This is a genomic window from Cohnella algarum (genome assembly GCF_016937515.1).
GTDB classification, from domain to species: Bacteria; Bacillota; Bacilli; order Paenibacillales; family Paenibacillaceae; genus Cohnella; species Cohnella algarum.
Window position 1 is genome coordinate 1,905,912 of sequence record NZ_JAFHKM010000002.1, and the last position, 18,189, is coordinate 1,924,100.

Genomic DNA, 18,189 nt, shown 5'->3' on the forward strand with positions numbered 1-18,189 from the left:
TCGATCGGTCGCGTTTATAAGGCGCGATACGCGGGACAACATTACCGTCTCCCGGTATCGGACCAGTGCGGCGGCCGCGCCAGCGACGGCGGCAGCTTCGTGCCGGCATCGCCCTTCGCGGCGTTGAGCTGAGCCTGCGTCAGAAAAAGACTCCCGGTCAAATCGGCTCCCCCGAGATCGGCGTCCCGGAAATCGGCCCCGATGAGGTCCGCCGCCCGCAAGTCGGCCCCTCTGAGGTCGGCCGCGATCAGGTACGCCCCCCGCAAATTGGCGCAGCGCAGATCGGCCCCCTTCAGCTTGGCTCCGATCAGGTCGGCTCCCCGGCGGGCCGCTTTCGGATTCCTCAAAGGCTCCTTGAACCTGCGCCGGGCGTCTTCCCGCGCAAGCTCGCTCGCCTTCAGTAGGAGGACGTTCGTCTCCGCGCGGTGCGCGGAGACGTCCAGCTTCAAGATCGAGCCGGGGTCGAGGAAGGTGAGGCGTTCCGTCGCGTCGAACGCGGCGCGAAGCTCGTCATGGATGGAGCGGGCCGGCTCCAGCGCCAGCGCTTCGGCCAAATACCGAAGCAGCTCGTGCAGCTGAAACATGACCGGAAGCACCTCGAACATTTGCTTGGCCGTTTCCGGCGCCTGCCGCCAGTCTTTTCCTTCATACGTGATTTGCGATACCTTCTGCCCCGCGCCGAAGCAGTCGTAAACCGTGCACCCGCGAAACCCGCGCTGCCTGAGGGTGTCGTGCACGCCGCAGCGGAAATCCGGGCGCAGGTTCGGGCAGGGCTGCCCCGCGTTTTTGTCGATCGCGAAATCGGCCGAGGCCGCGAACGGAAGCGCGACGCAGCACAGGCCGAAACAGTTTTCGCAGTCGGCCTGAAAAGCTTCCGTATACGTTTGCTTGTCCATTTTTACGATACCTTCCGTTTCCTTCGTGTCCATAACTTCATCTTATGATAAATCCGCCACAGATTAAAAGGTGTTTCCTTCCAATGAAACTTGCGGCGGCAAGCGGTCGTCTATTATATAACAGGGATATTTTGGATGGAGCCCGTCGATTAGTCCGACGATTACATCGGATTTTGCGAGGAGGAATTCGAATGAGAACTATCGAAAGAGTCGAAGTTCGCGAGGGCGACTGCTACGGCCGGTTGGCCGGAATCTGGCACCGGGCCGTTCGCGCCACGCACCGTTTTTTGACCGAGGAAGATATCGGGTTTTATCGAAACATCGTGGAAAACGGGGGCCTGGAGGGAGTCGAAATGTGGGTCGAACGGAACGAGTCGAACGAGATCGTCGGATTTATCGGACTTGACGGGACCCGAATCGAGATGCTGTTCGTCGACCCGGAGCACCATGGACAAGGGACGGGCACCCGGCTGATCGAACACGCGGAGAAAATCAAAGGCAGCGCGCTTAAAGTCGACGTGAACGAGCAGAATGAAGGCGCCCGCTCTTTCTACGAACGATACGGATTCGTTCAAACGGGGCGCTCGGAGCTGGACGGGACAGGCCGCCCTTTTCCTTTGCTGCATCTGGAACTGCGGCGGAACGTTACATCCCGCCAGTCGGGGTAAGCGCAGGGTTTGTGCCGCTGCGCCGTTGCCGGTATGATGGGATTAGGCCGAACCGGCCAACCGAGAGGAAAGGAATTTTACATCGATATGGAAATCATCGCCGAACATAAACGCATCCTCGAAGAAGCCGAACGCTTCGCCAGGACGGAGCTGGAAAACGATCCGACCGGCCACGACTGGTGGCACGTTCGCCGGGTCGTGCGAATGGCGGAGCGATTGGCGGCGCAGGAGGGGGCCGACGCTTTTATTTGCGCGCTCGCCGCTCTGCTTCACGACGTCGCGGACGAGAAGCTCAACGAATCCAAGGAGAGCGGACTGCGAAAAGCGGACGATTGGCTTGACGGCCAACCGCTGGATGAGGAGAGCCGCCGTCACGTTCTCGAAATTATCGCGACGATGTCGTACAATGCGGGCGCCAATCCGCCGATGCGCACGCTCGAAGGGCAAGTCGTGCAGGATGCGGACCGGCTGGACGCGATCGGCGCGATCGCGATCGCCCGCACGTTCCTGTACGCCGGCTGGATCGGCCATCCGATTTACGATCCCGATCTCCCGCCCCGCGACGCGATGACCCCGAAGGAGTACCGCCGGGACAAAAGCACGGCGATCAACCATTTTTACGAGAAACTGTTAAAGCTGAAAGACAAAATCAATACCGCCTCCGCAAGAGAGATCGCCGAGGAACGCCACCGGTATATGGAGCAATACGTGGAGCGCTTCTTGTCGGAGTGGGAAGGCCGAAGCTGAAAGGGGATACCGTCATGAGCAAGAAAATGACCGCCGCGATCGCAAGCGCGGCCGCAATCGCCGTTCTCGGAGCGGGCCTGGTTTGGGCGCTCGCTTCTCCGGATAAGGCGGCGAACGGGCGAGAAGAGAAGACGGCCGCCGGCGGCGAGACGAGGTCCGTCTCCGCCCCCCATGCGACGGAGGAGTCCGTTATCGAAGCGGGCAGCATCGAAACGATGGACGGTCAGGATTTGTCGATCGGGCTCGGCGGGGAGAGAAGCAACAATTTCGCGATCATCCCGTGGACGAAAGGCGAGACCGTCGAATTTTCCGTCGAGAACGAGTCGGAAAGCAAGCTGGAAATCGGAATCATGTCCGTCGCGACGGAACGGATCTACAGCCGAATCGTCGAATACGGCTCCGAAACCGTCGCCATTCCCGTTCCCGAAGACGGGGAGTATCGCATCTATGTCAAAAATCACGATTCCGAAGCAGCTCGGTTTCGCTTGATCTTGAGCGAGCCGATCGAAGGGCCGCTCGTCTAAACCCTCGAAGGGAGAGTGCGAATGAAGTTTGCGCCGAAAAGGGACCGCTGGATGTCCGCCGTCATGTGGACTACCACGCTGCTCGTCGCGTTCGTCGGGGTGCCTCCGTTTTTGGACGCGAGCAAAGGCATCGTCGGAAAATCTATCGTTTTCGTATTCTGCTTCGGCTTTGCTTTATTTTGCGTCTGGCTGTGGGCAGGCGTTTCCTATTCGCTAAATGAATCGGAGCTGACCGTCCGGGTGGGTCCGTTCGCCAAATCGATCCCGTACGGCAAAATTACGAAAGTCCGGCCGATCCGGTCCGTGCTGTCGGCTCCGTCCGCCACTTCCGTCGAACGCCTTGAAATTTTTTTCGGCAGGTTCGATTCCATTCACGTTACCCCTTTGGATCGGGAAGCTTTTTTGACGGAGTTGAAAAAGCGCTGTCCGCACGCGAGCATTGTCGCGCATGACGGCGGGGAAGGAGCGTGAAACTTGAATTCGTCCTCTTATTGGAACGAAGTGTTTGACCGGATACGGCAGGGCGGAAACGCGAAGACTTCCTCGTGGCTCCGGCGGTATTTGCCGATTCGGGGACGCGATCCGGCCGCGAGCGTGCTGGAAATCGGCTGCGGCCTCGGAAAGGAAACGGCCTTTCTCGTCGATTGCGGGTACCGGGTTACGGCCACGGACGTTTCGGAAACCGCCTTGTCCGCGGTAAAAAGCGCGTTCCCGTCCGCGAACCTTCTCCTGCACGATACGCGCGACAGGTTTCCGTTTCCCGACGAATCGTTCGATCTTGCGGTCGCGAGTCTTTCGCTGCATTACTTCGGTTACGAGACGATGATTCGAATCCTTGCCGATATTCGCCGACTGCTGAAAAACGGCGGCCCGATCCTGTTCCGGCTCAATTCGGCCAACGACGAGGACGCCGGAAAGGAGCATCCGATCGAGAGGTATTTTTATCGCCCCGAAACGTGCAGAGAGCTGTTCGCGGACTGGAGAGAGGCAGCGCTGAGGGAGGTCGCGGAAGATTATTACGGCAAAACGAAAGTGATGATCGAAGGCATGTTCGAAAAGGCGCCGGCGGGACATCATCTCTAATGCGCGGGGTTGGGCATGTTTCCGCCGATTGAAAGTTTAAGAACGCCGTTCTTGCCTTTTGGTTTCCGTTTTATGGGTGAATAACGGGCCTGAACGAAAATGGGGGTAGGGGATGCGGGCAAAATTCAGCCACACCCGAGTGCTTCGAGCGGCGGCGCTTTTGTCCGTCTTCGCCGGTTGTTTGTATAAGCCTTCGGTTATCCCTTTTGCCATGCCGTTGACCGCTCTCGGCCCGGAAATGGCCGAAGGCCAAAAAGCGGCCAAATGGTGGGCGACCTGGGCCATATACGGGGGCCTCGCCGTTTTGGCGGGTTCTTTTTTGCTGAATCTGGCGAAACCGCTGCTCTTCCATCGCATCATGCAGAGTCTGGCACTGTTCGCGCTGATTGGTATTATCGTCGCATTCGCTGCTTTAAAACGAGCAGGAGGGGATTCGTCCGAAGCGAGGAAGATCACCGCAACTCACTAATCGCCTAAGCATGAAAAATAGAGCTCAGGAACATCGAAACAAGGCCGCCTACAGCCGTTAGCGCGTTTGCGGTCCGTCCGGCCGGAGAGACTCAATGCCCGTCATCGTCGACGCCGACGCCGAGCTGCCGGTTCCGCTCCTTGAATTTCGCGTTGTGGGAGGAAACGTAGGCGACCTTTGGCGCCTCGGGGTCGATATACAGCTTGGCGCTGTTGAGCGCCAGCACGGCGTCGTTGAACGTTCCGGCGATCAAATGGACTTTGCTGTCGTGTTTCACGAAGTCGCCGGCCGCGAATACGCCGGGAATGTTCGTTTCCATTTTGCCGCTGACGTGCACGTTCCAATCGCCCATGTCCAGGCCCCAATCCCGGACCGGCCCGAAATTATACCGCAGTCCGTGATTGACGATGACGGCGTCGACGTCCAGCAGCTTCCGTTCTCCCGATTCGATATGGGCGATCGCCGCTTGGTGGATATCGCGGCCGTTCGCGCTGTGCAGCGACTCGATCGCGTACGGCGTCAGCACCGCGGCCGACGACGACTTCATTTTCTTCACGTTCCGCTCATGTCCGCCGAATTGGTCGCGGCGGTGCACGACGGTCAGACTTGCGGCAATCGGCTCCAGCGCATTCGCCCAATCGACGGCCGAATCGCCTCCGCCGGAGATCAGCACGCGCTTGCCGCGGAATTCCTCCAAGCCCTGCACGGTATAGTGCAGATTGGTCACCTCGAAGCGGTCCGCGCCTTCGATCTCCAGCTTCGCCAGCTCCAGAATGCCGTATCCGATCGCGAGCACGACCGTTCGGGTCCAATGCCGTTCTCCGGTCGCGGAGGTCAGCAAAAACGTGCCGTCCTCCTGGCGGCCCAACGAGACGATTTGCTGCCCGAGCACGATCGTCGGATCGAACGTCTTCGCTTGCTGGACCAGCTGTTCGATCAGCTTGGCTCCCAAAGTCGGCGTAAGGCCGCCGACGTCCCAAATCATTTTCTCCGGATAAATCAGCAGTCTTCCGCCCAGCCGTTCGTTGGCGTCGATCAGCTTCGTTTTCAAATCTCTCATTCCGCTATAGAAGGCCGTATACATGCCGGCCGGGCCTCCGCCGATTATCGTTACGTCAAATAGGTCCAGCTGTTCGCTCACGTGCAGTTTCCTCTCCCCGGGTCGGTCGTCTTTGCCCGCAAACCTCCGGTCCGCATAGTCGTTCCTCATGCTCCCTTCATTTTATTGATAATCATTCTCAATGTCAAACGCGGCTTTCGCCGCCGCGCTTTTGTTCCCGGCAGGATAAATGCGGAACGGCGTTGAAGTTAAAGGAGTTGACAAAAATTGTCGATTTGGGTCGCGATGCAGAAAGGATATGTTTTGCGTATATCCTCGACTGTATCGTGAAGAAAACTATTCGACGAAAAGAGGATACGCATGAGAACCGACTATTGGAAAACGGAACGCCTCCTGCTCCGGGTCCCGACGCCCGCGGACGTCGCTTTGTTCCAGGCGTTCGACGACGAGGTTTCCCGCAATTTGGACATGGTGTATTTGCCCCAATCGGAAGACCGGCAAGCCCGCTGGCTCGAGGGCGAGCTGAAGCCCAAACTGGACGATTCCTATCGCTTGGTCGCCGAGACGCACGACGGCGCGCTTGTCGGAACGATCAATACGTTCGCCTGCCACAGACGAAACCGTACCTTCAAATACGGCATCGCGCTGCTGCCGGAATTCCGGTCGCAAGGCTATGCCGCCGAGATGATCGAACGGGTGGTCCGCTATTATTTTCACGAGCTGAACTACCAGAAGGCGACGCCGCACGTCTATTCGTTCAACCGGGCTTCGATCCGCCTTCACGAAAAAATGGGGTTCGTCCGGGAGGGAACGCTCCGAAGCATGGTCTATTCGAACGGGGAGTACCACGACGAAATTTACTTCGGAATGACCAAGCGGGAGTTCGACGAACGGTACGGGAAATCGGTCTTTTTCTAAGCCGAGGCAGAAAAAATGCTGTTGACTTGAGACAAGTTTTCCCTGTATTGTGTATACATAAAACCAACGAAAGGATGATGGCCGGGTTCATGACGAAGAAGTTCAACCTAAAACCGATTCATAAGCCGACGACCGCCAAGGAAATGGCTTATTCGGAAATCAAAAAAGTCATTTTGAACGGCCATATTTCTTCGGAGGATATTTTTACCGAGGTGCAGATGGCCGAATTGCTCAACACTTCCCGCACGCCGGTCCGCGAAGCGCTCCGGGACTTGATCAAGGAAGGCCTGATCTCGGTCATTCCGCGCAAAGGGATGTCGATCCGGAAGGTGTCCGAGAGCGAGGTCGAGCAAATTTTTTTGCTTCGGTCCACGATCGAAGGCGAAGTCGTCAAAAAAGTCACCCGCGAGTTCGCGCCGAGGCAGCTGGCCCAGTTGAAAAGCATTTGCGACCAGCAGCGGGAGGCGATGCAGGCGGAGGACGATCTGCTGTTCATTCATCTCGATCAAAAGTTTCACACCACTCTGGTGAAGTTTTCGAAATACGAGCTGATCGAACAAATTTTGCTTAACTTGCACAACTTGTCCCAACTGATCGGCCTGAAAGCGATCAAAAAACGAAACCGCATGGAAGAGGTCCTGGAAGAGCACCTGGCCATTCTCGAAAATATGGAGAACGGGAACGAGGAGCAAGCCGTCCTTTCCATGAGCGAGCATTTGCAACGAACGAAGCAGTCGTTATATGTGCAGCCGTAACCAACGATCCGGCTAAAAAAACGGTTCCTCGTCCGCTACATCCGGCTTTTCAGCAAGCGATCGAACGGGAACCGTGTTCGTTGCTCCCCAAGCCCTGCTTATCGTCTTTTATAAAAGCAATGGCACCAATCCGCAAAACCTGCAACCCAAAATCTGCACTCCCTAATTTGCAATCGCCAAGCCCGTATGCTCGTTTTCAAAAAAGCTGACACGCCGTTCGAGATGATCCGACCGATTGATGAGGCGAGAAACCGACCTCTCAACATGAAAGCGATAACTATGACATGACCGGGCGTTAAAGTCTATTTTTTCGACATTTTCCTAGGAATAAAGTAAAGTTTATTGACATGAATCGACGAATGATGCTAGCATAGCAATAACGATAAGACAGGGTTTGGCAGGGGAATTTTACGCGGATTTTGTGCATACACAACACATTACACACAACACAAAGAACACGCTGGAACGGCAAGGAGAGTGAGCGCATGGTCAGAAGCGGCAAGCAGTACGTCGACTCGCTGCGGGACAGCCGGACGATCTATATCGGCGGGGAAAAGGTAAAGGACGTCACGACCCATCCGGCGTTCGCGGGCATCGTGAACACGTTCGCGGGACTGTACGACATGGCGGCGGACCCGGCGAACGGGATGACGTATACGACGGAGGACGGAACGGAAGCGAACAAAATCTTCATGATTCCGCGCAGCCGCGAGGATCTGGCGGAGCGGAGAGCATCGCTGATGAAATGGGCGGAAGCGACGTGCGGCTTCGTCGGGCGGAGCCCGGACCACGTGGCGGGATTTCTCGCCGGGTTCGTCAGCGCGCCGGAGGTGTTCGGGGAGCGGTACGAGAACGTCAAGAAATTTTATACGTATGCGCGGGACAACGACCAGTTCGTGACCTACGTGATCATTCCGCCGCAAATCGACCGGAGCAAGGCGGCGCACGAGCAGGAAGAGAAGTTTTTGCCGGTCGGGGTATGCGAGGAGCGCGAGGACGGCATCGTCGTGCGCGGGTCGCAAATGCTGGGGACGAGCGCGGCGGTGTCGAACTACCTGTTCTGCAGCTGCATCACGCCGCTGCGTCCGGGGGACGAGGAGTACGCGGTTTCGTTCGTGCTGCCGATGGACGCGCCAGGGCTGAAGCTGTACGCGCGGCCGAGCTTCGCGGCGGACAAGCCGAGCGTGTACGACTATCCGCTGTCGACGCAGTTTGACGAAAGCGACGCGCTGGTCGTGTTCGACGACGTGTTCATCCCGTGGGAGCATGTTTTCGTGTACCGGGATATCGAAGCGACGCGGGCGCAGTTCCATGGAACGCCGGCGCACGTGATGGGAAACAACCAGGCGCAAATCCGGCTGACGGCGAAAATGAAGTTCCTGATCGGCGTGGCGCGGAAAGTGACGATGATGAACGGAAGCGACAAGTTCCCGCAGGTGCAGGAGCGGCTGGGAGAGCTGGCGTCGCTGGCGGCGCAGGTGGAAGGGATGCTGAAGGCGTCGGAGTACGACTGCGTGATCGACAAGAACGGCGTGGCGCGGCCGAACGCGAGGTACTTGTACGCGGTCGTCGGGATGCAGGATACGCTGTACGCGTCGGTGATCAAGATCCTGCGGGAGCTGGTCGGCGGAGGGGTGCTGCAGGTGCCGTCGTCGTACAAGGAGATGATCGCCCCGGAAACGCGGGACGACATCCGCCGGTACATCCGGTCGCCGGGGGCGCCGTCGGAGGAGCGGATCCGGCTGTTCAAGCTGGCGTGGGACATCATCGGCTCGGAGTTCGGAGGCCGGCACCAGCAGTACGAAATGTTCTATAACGGAGCGCCGTTCGTGGTGAAGGGCTACGCGTTCCGCAACTACGGCTACGACGAGGCCGTCGGGCTCGTCGACCGCTTCCTCGGCAGCTATTCTTTGCCGGAGGCGTAAGTCAATCGTAACGTATTCCGAATCATTCGCAAATGGCATTATCGCCGTTTGAAAATTTTGAATAATGGGAGTGTTTGAACATGGCAAAACCCGAACTGGAATTTACCGCTTATACCGAATTCGAAGAAAAACCGTTTACGAAAGTGGAAGGACTGTCGGAACGGGTCATCGCCAAAGACGAGGACACCGGGGTAGCGACGCGAATCCTCATCTTCGCTCCGGGAACGGACACGACGCCGAACGGCGTGCAGATTCACGACTTTTGGGAAGAGCTTTACATCATCGAAGGCTCCCTTATCGATTTGACGCTCAATCAGGAATTCACCGCCGGCATGGTCGCCTGCCGCCCGCCGGGCATGAAGCACGGTCCGTGGATCGCGCCGAACGGCTGCAAGACGTTCGAGGTACGGTACTACTCCAAGTAAAGCGAAAACAGCCAATTCAACCTATGGGAGTGCCAGCGAAATGAAATCACGCACGCTGAGAACGTGGATCCGGCATATGGACGAAAGCGGCCAGCTTGCGACCGTGGACAAGCCGGTTTCCACGAGGTTCGAAATTTCCGCTTTCACGAAGCAGTACGACGGAAGCAAAGCCGTCTTCTTCCCGCAGGTGGAGGGGTACGGGATGGCGGTCGTCTCCGGCATCGCCAGCACGCGGGCGCAGTTCGCGCAGGCGCTCGGCTGCTCGGAGAATGAGATGATTCCGAAGTTCCTGGATGCCATCGACAACCCTTTGCCTTCCCGGGAGGTCGCGGAAGAAGAAGCTCCGGTCCAGGAAATCGTCATCGACAAGGACATCGATTTGACTTCTTTATTCCCGATTTCGCTTCATCAGGAGAAGGACTCGGGGCCTTATATCACCGCGGGACTCGCGATCGTGCGGGATCCGGATACCGGCATCCAGAACGTCTCGATTCACCGGCTGCAGGTGTCCGGCCCGAACCGGCTCGGCGCCCTGCTCCTTCCCCGGCATACGTACAACGCCTTCAAAAAGAAGGAGGAAAAAGGAGAGCCGCTCGAAATCGCGATCGTCCTCGGCGTCGATCCGGTGCTGATGCTGGCTTCGCAGGCGATCGCTCCGCTCGGACAGGACGAGCTGGAAATCGCGGGCGCGCTCAAGGGGGAGCCGGTTCCGGTCGTGAAATGCAAAACGATCGATGTCGACGTCCCGGCCGACGCGGAAATCGTGCTCGAAGGCAAAATCATGCCGCACGTTCGCGAGCCGGAAGGGCCGTTCGGCGAATTCCCCGCCTACTACGGCCTGCAAAGCGACAAAGAAGTGATCGAGATCGGATGCGTCACGCACCGCAAGGATCCGATCTACCAAACGTGCCTGGCCGGCTCCGACGAGAATTTGCTGCTCGGCGCCATTCCCCGCGAGGCGTCGCTGCTCCGTTCGATGCAAAACACGGTGTCGACGATCCGCAACGTGCATCTGACGATGGGCGGCAAGTGCCGGTTCCATCTGGTCGTATCGATGAAGAAGCGCAACGAGGGAGAAGCGAAAAACGCCATTTTCGCCGCCTTCGCGGGCCACTACGATGTGAAAAAAGTGATCGTGGTCGACGAGGAAATCGATATTTTCGATTCGGATATGGTGGACTGGTGCGTGGCGACGCGGTTTCAGGCCGACAAGGACCTGGTCGTCGTCCATGGCGCGCTCGGCTCGAAGCTCGATCCGTCCACCGACAACGGCGTCGGCTCCAAGCTCGGCTTCGACTGCACGGTGCCGCTCGACGCCGAGCCGATGGACTACGAAGTGACGGTCATTCCCGGCATGAAGGAGTTCATCGCCAAGGGCAAGGTGCTGGAGCGGCTGCCGGACGAGACGGCGAAGCGTTACTTGCAGACCGACTGAGCGTCCGAGCGAGAAGTCGGCTAGCGAGAAGTCGGCCGTCGTCCGGCGCCGGGCGGCCGGAATGCCGGAAAACGCGCAAGGGAGCGACAGGGATGACCGAACCGGGCGTTTTGCCGCCGGAAGCCGTGAAAATTTTGCAGGGCGAGACGATCGTCATGCTGAACGTCCTTGACCGAACGAGCCGATCCGTTTGCTCTACGGCGCTGTCCGGAGTGTACGCGGTCGACGGGAACACCGTCCGGTTCGCGATGGATGCGCGGTCGGAGTTCGTCGGGAGACTGCGCGAGGCCCCTCGCTTGTCGCTGCACTTCATCTGCGACGGCGCGATGCGGATCGCCGCGGGCCGAGCCAAGGTCGAGGCGGCGAATGTCGGCGCGGCATCGGCCAGGCCCGCCTGGATCGAAATGAAAATCGAAGAAGTCCGGGAGGCGGTTTTCCACGGAGGACGGGTGATGTTTCATCCGGAGTTCGCCGGAGACCGGGGAACGGAGCCAATAAATGTATACGCAACACAAAGAACACGCTGGAACGGCAAGGAGAGTGAACGCATGGTCAGAAGCGGCAAGCAGTACGTCGACTCGCTGCGGGACAGCCGGACGATCTATATCGGCGGGGAAAAGGTAAAGGACGTCACGACCCATCCGGCGTTCGCGGGCATCGTGAACACGTTCGCGGGACTGTACGACATGGCGGCGGACCCGGCGAACGGAATGACGTATACGACGGAGGACGGAACGGAAGCGAACAAAATCTTCATGATTCCGCGCAGCCGCGAGGATCTGGCGGAACGGAGAGCGTCGCTGATGAAATGGGCGGAAGCGACGTGCGGCTTCGTCGGGCGGAGCCCGGACCACGTGGCGGGATTTCTCGCCGGGTTCGTCAGCGCGCCGGAGGTGTTCGGGGAGCGGTACGAGAACGTCAAGAAGTTTTATACGTATGCGCGGGACAACGACCAGTTCGTGACCTACGTGATCATTCCGCCGCAAATCGACCGGAGCAAGGCGGCGCACGAGCAGGAAGAGAAGTTTTTGCCGGTCGGGGTGTGCGAGGAGCGCGAGGACGGCATCGTCGTGCGCGGGTCGCAAATGCTGGGGACGAGCGCGGCGGTGTCGAACTACCTGTTCTGCAGCTGCATCACGCCGCTGCGTCCGGGGGACGAGGAGTACGCGGTTTCGTTCGTGCTGCCGATGGACGCGCCGGGGCTGAAGCTGTACGCGCGGCCGAGCTTCGCGGCGGACAAGCCGAGCGTGTACGACTATCCGCTGTCGACGCAGTTTGACGAAAGCGACGCGCTGGTCGTGTTCGACGACGTGTTCATCCCGTGGGAGCATGTTTTCGTGTACCGGGACATCGAAGCGACGCGGGCGCAGTTCCACGGAACGCCGGCGCACGTGATGGGAAACAACCAGGCGCAAATCCGGCTGACGGCGAAAATGAAGTTCCTGATCGGCGTGGCGCGGAAAGTGACGATGATGAACGGAAGCGACAAGTTTCCGCAGGTGCAGGAGCGGCTGGGAGAGCTGGCGTCGCTGGCGGCGCAGGTGGAAGGGATGCTGAAGGCGTCGGAGTACGACTGCGTGATCGACAAGAACGGCGTGGCGCGGCCGAACGCGAGGTACTTGTACGCGGTCGTCGGGATGCAGGACACGCTGTACGCGTCGGTGATCAAGATCCTGCGGGAGCTGGTCGGCGGAGGGGTGCTGCAGGTGCCGTCGTCGTACAAGGAGATGATCGCCCCGGAAACGCGGGACGACATCCGCCGGTACATCCGGTCGCCGGGGGCGCCGTCGGAGGAGCGGATCCGGCTGTTCAAGCTGGCATGGGACATCATCGGCTCGGAGTTCGGAGGCCGGCACCAGCAGTACGAAATGTTCTACAACGGAGCGCCGTTCGTGGTGAAGGGCTACGCGTTCCGCAACTACGGCTACGACGAGGCCGTCGGGCTCGTCGACCGCTTCCTCGGCAGCTATTCCTTGCCGGAGGCGTAAGAAGGGGGCAGCGTCATGAAGGTGGCCAGCATTCAACTGGAGATCAAGGATTCGGAAACGTACGGCGAACGCATCGCCCGCGCCGAATCGTTATGCAGGCAGGCGGCGGGCTCCGACCTGATCCTGCTCCCGGAAATCTGGGCGACCGGCTACTTCTCGTTCGACCGTTACCGGGAGGAGGCGGAAGCGCTGGACGGACCGTTCGTCCGCCGCTTTGCCGGCATCGCCCGCGAGCTGAACAGCTATTTGTTCGCCGGCAGCTTCGTCGAGAAGAACGGAGACGACTTTTACAACACGAGCATCCTGTTCGACCGGAAGGGCGAGCTCGTCGGAACGTACCGCAAAATCCATCTGTTCCGTTACGGCTCCAAAGAAGGCGAGCTGCTGACGAGAGGAACGGATATCGGCGTTTACGATACGGAATTCGGCAAAATCGGGCTCTCGACTTGCTACGACTTGCGCTTTCCCGAGCTGTTCCGGCAGCAGGTGGACGCGGGAGCGGAACTCTTTCTCGTGACGTCGGCATGGCCGCATCAGCGGCTCGCGCACTGGAACTTGTTCAACAGCGCCCGGGCGCTTGAAAATCAGTGCTTCCTCATTTCGTGCAACTGCGCGGGCACGACGCAAGGCGTCCTGCTCGGCGGCCACAGCCGGGTCGTCGATCCGTGGGGCAACCCGGTCGCGTCGGCGGGCGAGCACGAGACGATCGTCAAAACCGAGATCGATCCGAGGGACGTATCCCGGATCCGCGATACGTTCCCTTCCCTGAAACATAGAGTGCTTTGATGAAAGGCAGAAGGTTCATAGAACCCGAGAAGGAGGCAGCTTAGATGAAATTTGCAATCGGGTCCGAACGGATCGAATGGAGTCCCAAGCGGCTCGTCATCGCCGGATATACGGGGAAAGACCAGGAGATGGTGCGCAAGCACATCGAGGAGCTGAAGGAGATCGGCGTTCCGGCCCCCCGCCAGGTGCCGATGCTGTACGACCTCGCTCCGGAGCTGCTGTCGAGCGCCGGTCAAATCCGCGTCGTCGGCAATGACAGCAGCGGGGAAGCCGAGGTCGTGCTGCTCGACATCGACGGCACCTGGTATGTCGGTCTCGGCAGCGATCATACGGACCGCGTGCTCGAGGCGAATTCGGTGCAAAAGTCGAAGCAAGTGTGCGCCAAGGCGGTATCCGAGGAGCTGTGGCCGCTCGATTCGTTCAAGGACCGTTGGGACGAGATCGAAATGAGGAGCTGGGTCGTCAAGGACGGCGAGACGCGGCTGTATCAGTCCGGCAAGCTCTCCGCTTTTCTGGAACCGGACCGGCTGCTGGACATCGTGAAGGAACGGGGATATTTTTCGCCGGGCATCTGCCTTTACTGCGGAACGCTTCCGCTGGAAACCGAGATCGTGTACGGCGGAACGTTCAAGGCCGAGCTGAGCGATCCCGGGACCGGCCGGAAAATTACGCTGGCGTACGGGACGGAGCCGCTCAAGGACGCGGAAGTCGATTAACGAATCTCGAAAGGGGCTTGTTTCGAACATGAAGGATTGCCCGGTCTACAGCAACTATATCGGCGGAGAATGGACAAGCGCCGCCGCGACGATGGAATCGTACAACCCGGCGACGGGCGAACTGGTCGGCTATGTGCAAAAGTCGACGAGGGAAGACGCGCTGCGGGCGATCGACGCGGCCGAGGCGGCGTTCCGCGCCAGCGATTGGGGCACGAACCCGAAGCGGAGATACGAAGCGCTGCTGGCGCTCGCCCTCAAAATCGAGGAAAACAAAGAGGCGCTGGCCAAGTGGATTACGGTCGAGCAGGGCAAGACGATCCGCGAAGCCCGCACCGAAATCGCCGGCTGCATCGATACGCTGAAATATTTCGCGGGCGCGTCGCGCTCGGTGTTCGGCCGTTCGATCCAGCTGGAGCCGACGAACTTCGGCATCATCGTCAAGGAACCGATCGGCGTCGTCGGGCTGATTACGCCGTGGAACTGGCCGGCGCTCCTGCTCATTCGGGAGCTGGCCCCGGCGCTGGCGGCCGGCAACGCGGTCGTCGTCAAGCCGGCGAGCCTGACGTCGATCTGCTCGATCGAGCTGATCAAGTTTATCGACGAGATCGATTTTTTCCCGAAAGGCATCGTCAGCATCGTCACCGGACCCGGGGCGGAAGTCGGAGAAGCGATGGGCCGCAGCGCCAAGCTCGGCATGATCAGCCTGACGGGCGATACCTCGACCGGCAAGCGCATCCTCGAGATGTCCGCGGTCAATATCAAAAAAGCGGCGCTGGAGCTGGGCGGCAAATCGCCGAACATTCTGTTCGACGATGCCGACTTCGACAAGGCGATTCCGGTGATCGGCAAGTCGATTTTCATCTCGGCGGGGCAAATCTGCATGGCGGGCTCGCGGCTGATCGTGCACGAGTCGATCGCGGACAAGGCGGTAGCGGCGCTGAAGCGGTACGCGGAAAGCCTCGTCGTCGGCAACGGCCTGTCCGAAACGGTGGACATGGGGCCGCTCGTCTCCGCGAGCCAGGTCAAGCTGGTGGAGGAATTCGTGGAGATCGGCCGGCAGCAAGGCCGGATCGTGACCGGGGGCTATCGGCTGACGGGCGAAGGCTACGACAACGGCAACTTTTACGCGCCGACGATCATTGCCGACCTGGCCGCGGACTGCCGGATCGTCAAAGAGGAAATTTTCGGCCCGGTGCTGGCGGTGCAGACGTTCCGAACGGACGACGAAGCGCTGCGGCTTGCCAACGACAGCGATTTCGGCTTGTCGGCGGGCGTCTGGACGACCGACTTCAACCGCGCGGTCCGGTTCGCCAAACGGATCGAGGCCGGCACGGTTTGGATCAATACGTACAACAAAAATTTCCCCGAAGCGGAATTCGGCGGCTACAAGCAAAGCGGACTCGGCCGAACCCGCGGCGTAGACGGGCTGAACGAATACTGCGAAACGAAGCACATTCATTTCGAAGGCGAATTCTAGGCGCCTCGTGAGGAGCGCATAAGATGGAGTTTGAATTTCACATGCCGACGCAAATCCGATTTGGCAGCCAAAAAGCGCGGGAAGTCGGGCAGGTCATGCGCTCGTTCGGCGCCCGCAGATTGATGCTGGTCACCGACCGGGGCGTGCTCGACGCGGGCTTGACCGACGGCGCGGTGCAGGCGCTGAAGGCATCCGGCATCGAATCGGTCACGATCTACTCCGACATCGAACCGGACCCGAGCGTGCAGACGGTGAACCGGGCCGCGGCCGCTTTCCTCGAAGGCGAATGCGACAGCATCGTCGCGATCGGCGGCGGCAGCCCGATCGACGCGGCCAAGGGCATCCGCGTCGTCGCGGCGGGCGGCGGCTCGATTTCCGATTACAACGGCGTCGGACTCGTCAAAGGCACCGGCGGCATTCCGCTGGCGGCCATCCCGACCACGGCCGGGACGGGCAGCGAAGTGACGATGTTCGGCGTTTACACGGACGTGGAGAACGAGGTCAAAATTACGGTGACCAGCTCCCGGATGTCGCCGGACGTCTCGTTTGTCGACCCGGAGCTTACGATGACGTGCCCGCGGCCGATCACTTCGGCCTCCGGCATCGATTCGCTGGCCCATGCGGTGGAGGCGATGTTCAGCACCCGGGCCGTCCCCGCATCGGACGGGCTGGCGGCGGAAGCGATCCGCCTGATCGCTTCGTCCCTGAAACCGGCCTGCGAGACGGGCGGCCGCGCGGCCCGCACCTCGATGTCGCACGGCAGCCTGTTGGCCGGCATGGCGTTCAACATCGCCCATCTAGGCATGACTCACGCCATCAGCAGCGCGTTGTCGGGCAAGTGCCACGTCTCGCACGGCGTCGCCATCGGACTGCTGCTGCCGACCGTCGTCGCCTTCAACGCGAAGGCGAGCCCGGAGCGCGCAGCGAAAATCGCGAGCCTTCTGGGAATCGAAGGGGGCTCGGACGAGGAGCGAATCCGCAGGCTGGGTCCGTTCCTGACCGAGCTCGCGGCGGAGATCGGGCTTCCGACCCGCCTGAACCAGGTCGGCGTCAAACGGGAGCAACTTCCGGATATCGCGCGCGACACGTTCAAAAGCCGAATGCTGCAATATAATCCGATCCAGCCCACCGTCCGGGAAGTGTCGGACCTGCTGGAAGGATTGTATCAATAAAATGTGGAGAGAGAGTGATGGTAAATGAAAAAGAAAGTAAAGCTCGGGATGGTCATGACTCTGATTGCGGCATTGCTGGCGGCTTGCGGCGGCGGAAATAGCGGGTCCAACGCGTCGGAATCCCCGGCGGCTTCTTCCGGCAGCTCCTCCCCCGCGGCGTCCGCGAGCGGCGAGACGTCCGGCGCTTTCGCCGATCCGGTCACGTTCAAATTCGCCAACATCACCAAAGAAGGAAATGCGTACAGCAACGTCGGCGTCGACATGGACACCTATTTGAACGAAAAAACCGGCGGCCGCGTCTCGTTCCAGCAATTCCCGGGAGGCCAGCTCGGCAACGAGGCGGATATGATGCAGCAGCTCAACACGGGCGCGCTGGACTTCGCCGTGATCACGACGGCGCAATTGAGCAACTCGTCCCCCGACTTCGGCGCCTGGCTGATGCCGTTCCTCGTCGATAGCCATCAGCAAGCCTATGAGCTGTGGACGTCCGACGAATCGATGGCGCTGTTCGATTCGCTGACGAGCGAAAACGTCGTCGGCCTCGGGTACGCGTCCGCCGGCTTCCGTTATCTTCTGGCCACGAAGCCGATCGAGACCGCCGCCGATCTGGCGAACATGAAGCTTCGCACGACGCCGAGCCCGACGATTCTCGACTTTATGAACGGACTGAAAGTCAGCCCGACGCCGATGCCGCTGACGGAAGTGTACATGTCGCTGCAAACCGGCGTCATCGACGGCGTCGATATCGACACCCAAAGCCTGATTACGGAAAACCTGACGGAAATCGCGAAGCATATGACGCCGAGCAAACACATGTATTGGGCGGCCGCGATTCTTGTCAACAAGGACCGCTGGAACGGATTTTCCGAAGAAGAAAAGCAGCTTGTACAGGAAGCCGTCACGGTCGCCATGGAGAACAACGTCAAATTCAACGAAGAAACCGAAGCGAAGCTGAACGAAACCGGCGCCGCCGATTACGGGATCACGATTCATCAATTGAAGGACCCTTCGGAATTCGATGCCGTCGTGCAATCCGTTTACGACAAATGGACGGCGCAATCGGATAAAATCGCCAAATTCGTCGAGAAGGCGCAAGCGATTAAAGCGCAAGGGTAACCGCAAGGAAATTCAGTCTAGTCAACGGA

At 59.6% G+C, this 18,189-nt stretch carries 19 protein-coding genes; 17 read left to right on the plus strand and 2 right to left on the minus strand.

Annotated elements, in window-relative coordinates; translation table 11 throughout:
- Window positions 1–41 precede the first annotated feature (41 nt).
- Window positions 42–896, minus strand: a complete 855-nt coding sequence (locus JW799_RS08635; RefSeq protein WP_080832202.1) for a pentapeptide repeat-containing protein — start codon at window positions 894–896, stop codon at window positions 42–44.
- 191 nt (window positions 897–1,087) lie between these two features.
- On the opposite strand from JW799_RS08635, the gene JW799_RS08640 reads away from it, so the two are divergent.
- From JW799_RS08640 to JW799_RS08665, 6 genes are all read left to right on the plus strand, one after another.
- Window positions 1,088–1,564, plus strand: a complete 477-nt coding sequence (locus JW799_RS08640) for a GNAT family N-acetyltransferase (RefSeq protein ID WP_080832127.1) — start codon at window positions 1,088–1,090, stop codon at window positions 1,562–1,564.
- Between the two features lie 87 nt (window positions 1,565–1,651).
- A complete protein-coding gene (locus JW799_RS08645) occupies window positions 1,652–2,311 on the plus strand; it encodes an HD domain-containing protein (protein WP_205429413.1) in 660 nt (219 codons plus the stop codon).
- A gap of 14 nt (window positions 2,312–2,325) precedes the next feature.
- Window positions 2,326–2,835 (plus strand): hypothetical protein, encoded by a 510-nt coding sequence (locus JW799_RS08650; protein WP_139787050.1) that lies wholly within the window; start codon window positions 2,326–2,328, stop codon window positions 2,833–2,835.
- Window positions 2,836–2,856: 21 nt separating this feature from the next.
- The gene (locus JW799_RS08655) at window positions 2,857–3,306 is read left to right on the plus strand and encodes a PH domain-containing protein (RefSeq protein ID WP_080832124.1); all 450 of its coding nucleotides are present in this window, start codon (window positions 2,857–2,859) and stop codon (window positions 3,304–3,306) included.
- A gap of 3 nt (window positions 3,307–3,309) precedes the next feature.
- Window positions 3,310–3,918, plus strand: a complete 609-nt coding sequence (locus JW799_RS08660) for a class I SAM-dependent methyltransferase (protein ID WP_080832123.1) — start codon at window positions 3,310–3,312, stop codon at window positions 3,916–3,918.
- A 112-nt stretch (window positions 3,919–4,030) separates the two neighbouring features.
- Window positions 4,031–4,387, plus strand: coding sequence for a hypothetical protein (locus JW799_RS08665; RefSeq protein WP_080832122.1), 357 nt, complete (start codon window positions 4,031–4,033; stop codon window positions 4,385–4,387).
- Between the two features lie 91 nt (window positions 4,388–4,478).
- Here the strand turns inward: JW799_RS08665 and JW799_RS08670 are convergent, their stop codons facing one another.
- Entirely contained in the window at window positions 4,479–5,528 is a 1,050-nt protein-coding gene (locus JW799_RS08670) for an FAD-dependent oxidoreductase (RefSeq protein WP_205429415.1), read from the minus strand.
- 279 nt (window positions 5,529–5,807) lie between these two features.
- On the opposite strand from JW799_RS08670, the gene JW799_RS08675 reads away from it, so the two are divergent.
- The 11 genes from JW799_RS08675 to JW799_RS08725 all read left to right on the plus strand — a co-directional run bounded on the left by JW799_RS08675 (window position 5,808) and on the right by JW799_RS08725 (window position 18,160).
- Window positions 5,808–6,365, plus strand: coding sequence for a GNAT family N-acetyltransferase (locus tag JW799_RS08675; protein ID WP_080832121.1), 558 nt, complete (start codon window positions 5,808–5,810; stop codon window positions 6,363–6,365).
- Window positions 6,366–6,454: 89 nt separating this feature from the next.
- Window positions 6,455–7,120, plus strand: coding sequence for a GntR family transcriptional regulator (locus tag JW799_RS08680; protein ID WP_176220579.1), 666 nt, complete (start codon window positions 6,455–6,457; stop codon window positions 7,118–7,120).
- 485 nt (window positions 7,121–7,605) lie between these two features.
- The gene (locus JW799_RS08685; protein ID WP_080832119.1) at window positions 7,606–9,045 is read left to right on the plus strand and encodes a 4-hydroxyphenylacetate 3-hydroxylase family protein; all 1,440 of its coding nucleotides are present in this window, start codon (window positions 7,606–7,608) and stop codon (window positions 9,043–9,045) included.
- Between the two features lie 80 nt (window positions 9,046–9,125).
- Window positions 9,126–9,470, plus strand: coding sequence for a cupin domain-containing protein (locus JW799_RS08690; RefSeq protein WP_080832118.1), 345 nt, complete (start codon window positions 9,126–9,128; stop codon window positions 9,468–9,470).
- Between the two features lie 40 nt (window positions 9,471–9,510).
- Window positions 9,511–10,905 carry a UbiD family decarboxylase gene (locus JW799_RS08695; RefSeq protein WP_080832117.1) on the plus strand — a complete coding sequence of 465 codons (1,395 nt, stop codon included), beginning with the start codon at window positions 9,511–9,513 and terminating at the stop codon, window positions 10,903–10,905.
- 92 nt (window positions 10,906–10,997) lie between these two features.
- Window positions 10,998–12,893: a 4-hydroxyphenylacetate 3-hydroxylase N-terminal domain-containing protein gene (locus JW799_RS08700; RefSeq protein WP_240353207.1), complete on the plus strand. Its 1,896-nt coding sequence runs from the start codon at window positions 10,998–11,000 to the stop codon at window positions 12,891–12,893.
- A 15-nt stretch (window positions 12,894–12,908) separates the two neighbouring features.
- Window positions 12,909–13,679, plus strand: a complete 771-nt coding sequence (locus JW799_RS08705; protein ID WP_080832116.1) for a carbon-nitrogen family hydrolase — start codon at window positions 12,909–12,911, stop codon at window positions 13,677–13,679.
- Between the two features lie 44 nt (window positions 13,680–13,723).
- The gene (locus JW799_RS08710) at window positions 13,724–14,395 is read left to right on the plus strand and encodes a DUF2848 family protein (RefSeq protein ID WP_205429418.1); all 672 of its coding nucleotides are present in this window, start codon (window positions 13,724–13,726) and stop codon (window positions 14,393–14,395) included.
- A 28-nt stretch (window positions 14,396–14,423) separates the two neighbouring features.
- On the plus strand, window positions 14,424–15,872 hold the full coding sequence (locus JW799_RS08715; protein ID WP_080832114.1) for an aldehyde dehydrogenase family protein: 1,449 nt from the start codon (window positions 14,424–14,426) through the stop codon (window positions 15,870–15,872).
- Between the two features lie 23 nt (window positions 15,873–15,895).
- A complete protein-coding gene (locus JW799_RS08720) occupies window positions 15,896–17,044 on the plus strand; it encodes an iron-containing alcohol dehydrogenase family protein (RefSeq protein ID WP_080832113.1) in 1,149 nt (382 codons plus the stop codon).
- 24 nt (window positions 17,045–17,068) lie between these two features.
- Entirely contained in the window at window positions 17,069–18,160 is a 1,092-nt protein-coding gene (locus tag JW799_RS08725) for a TRAP transporter substrate-binding protein (RefSeq protein ID WP_080832112.1), read from the plus strand.
- Window positions 18,161–18,189 lie beyond the last annotated feature (29 nt).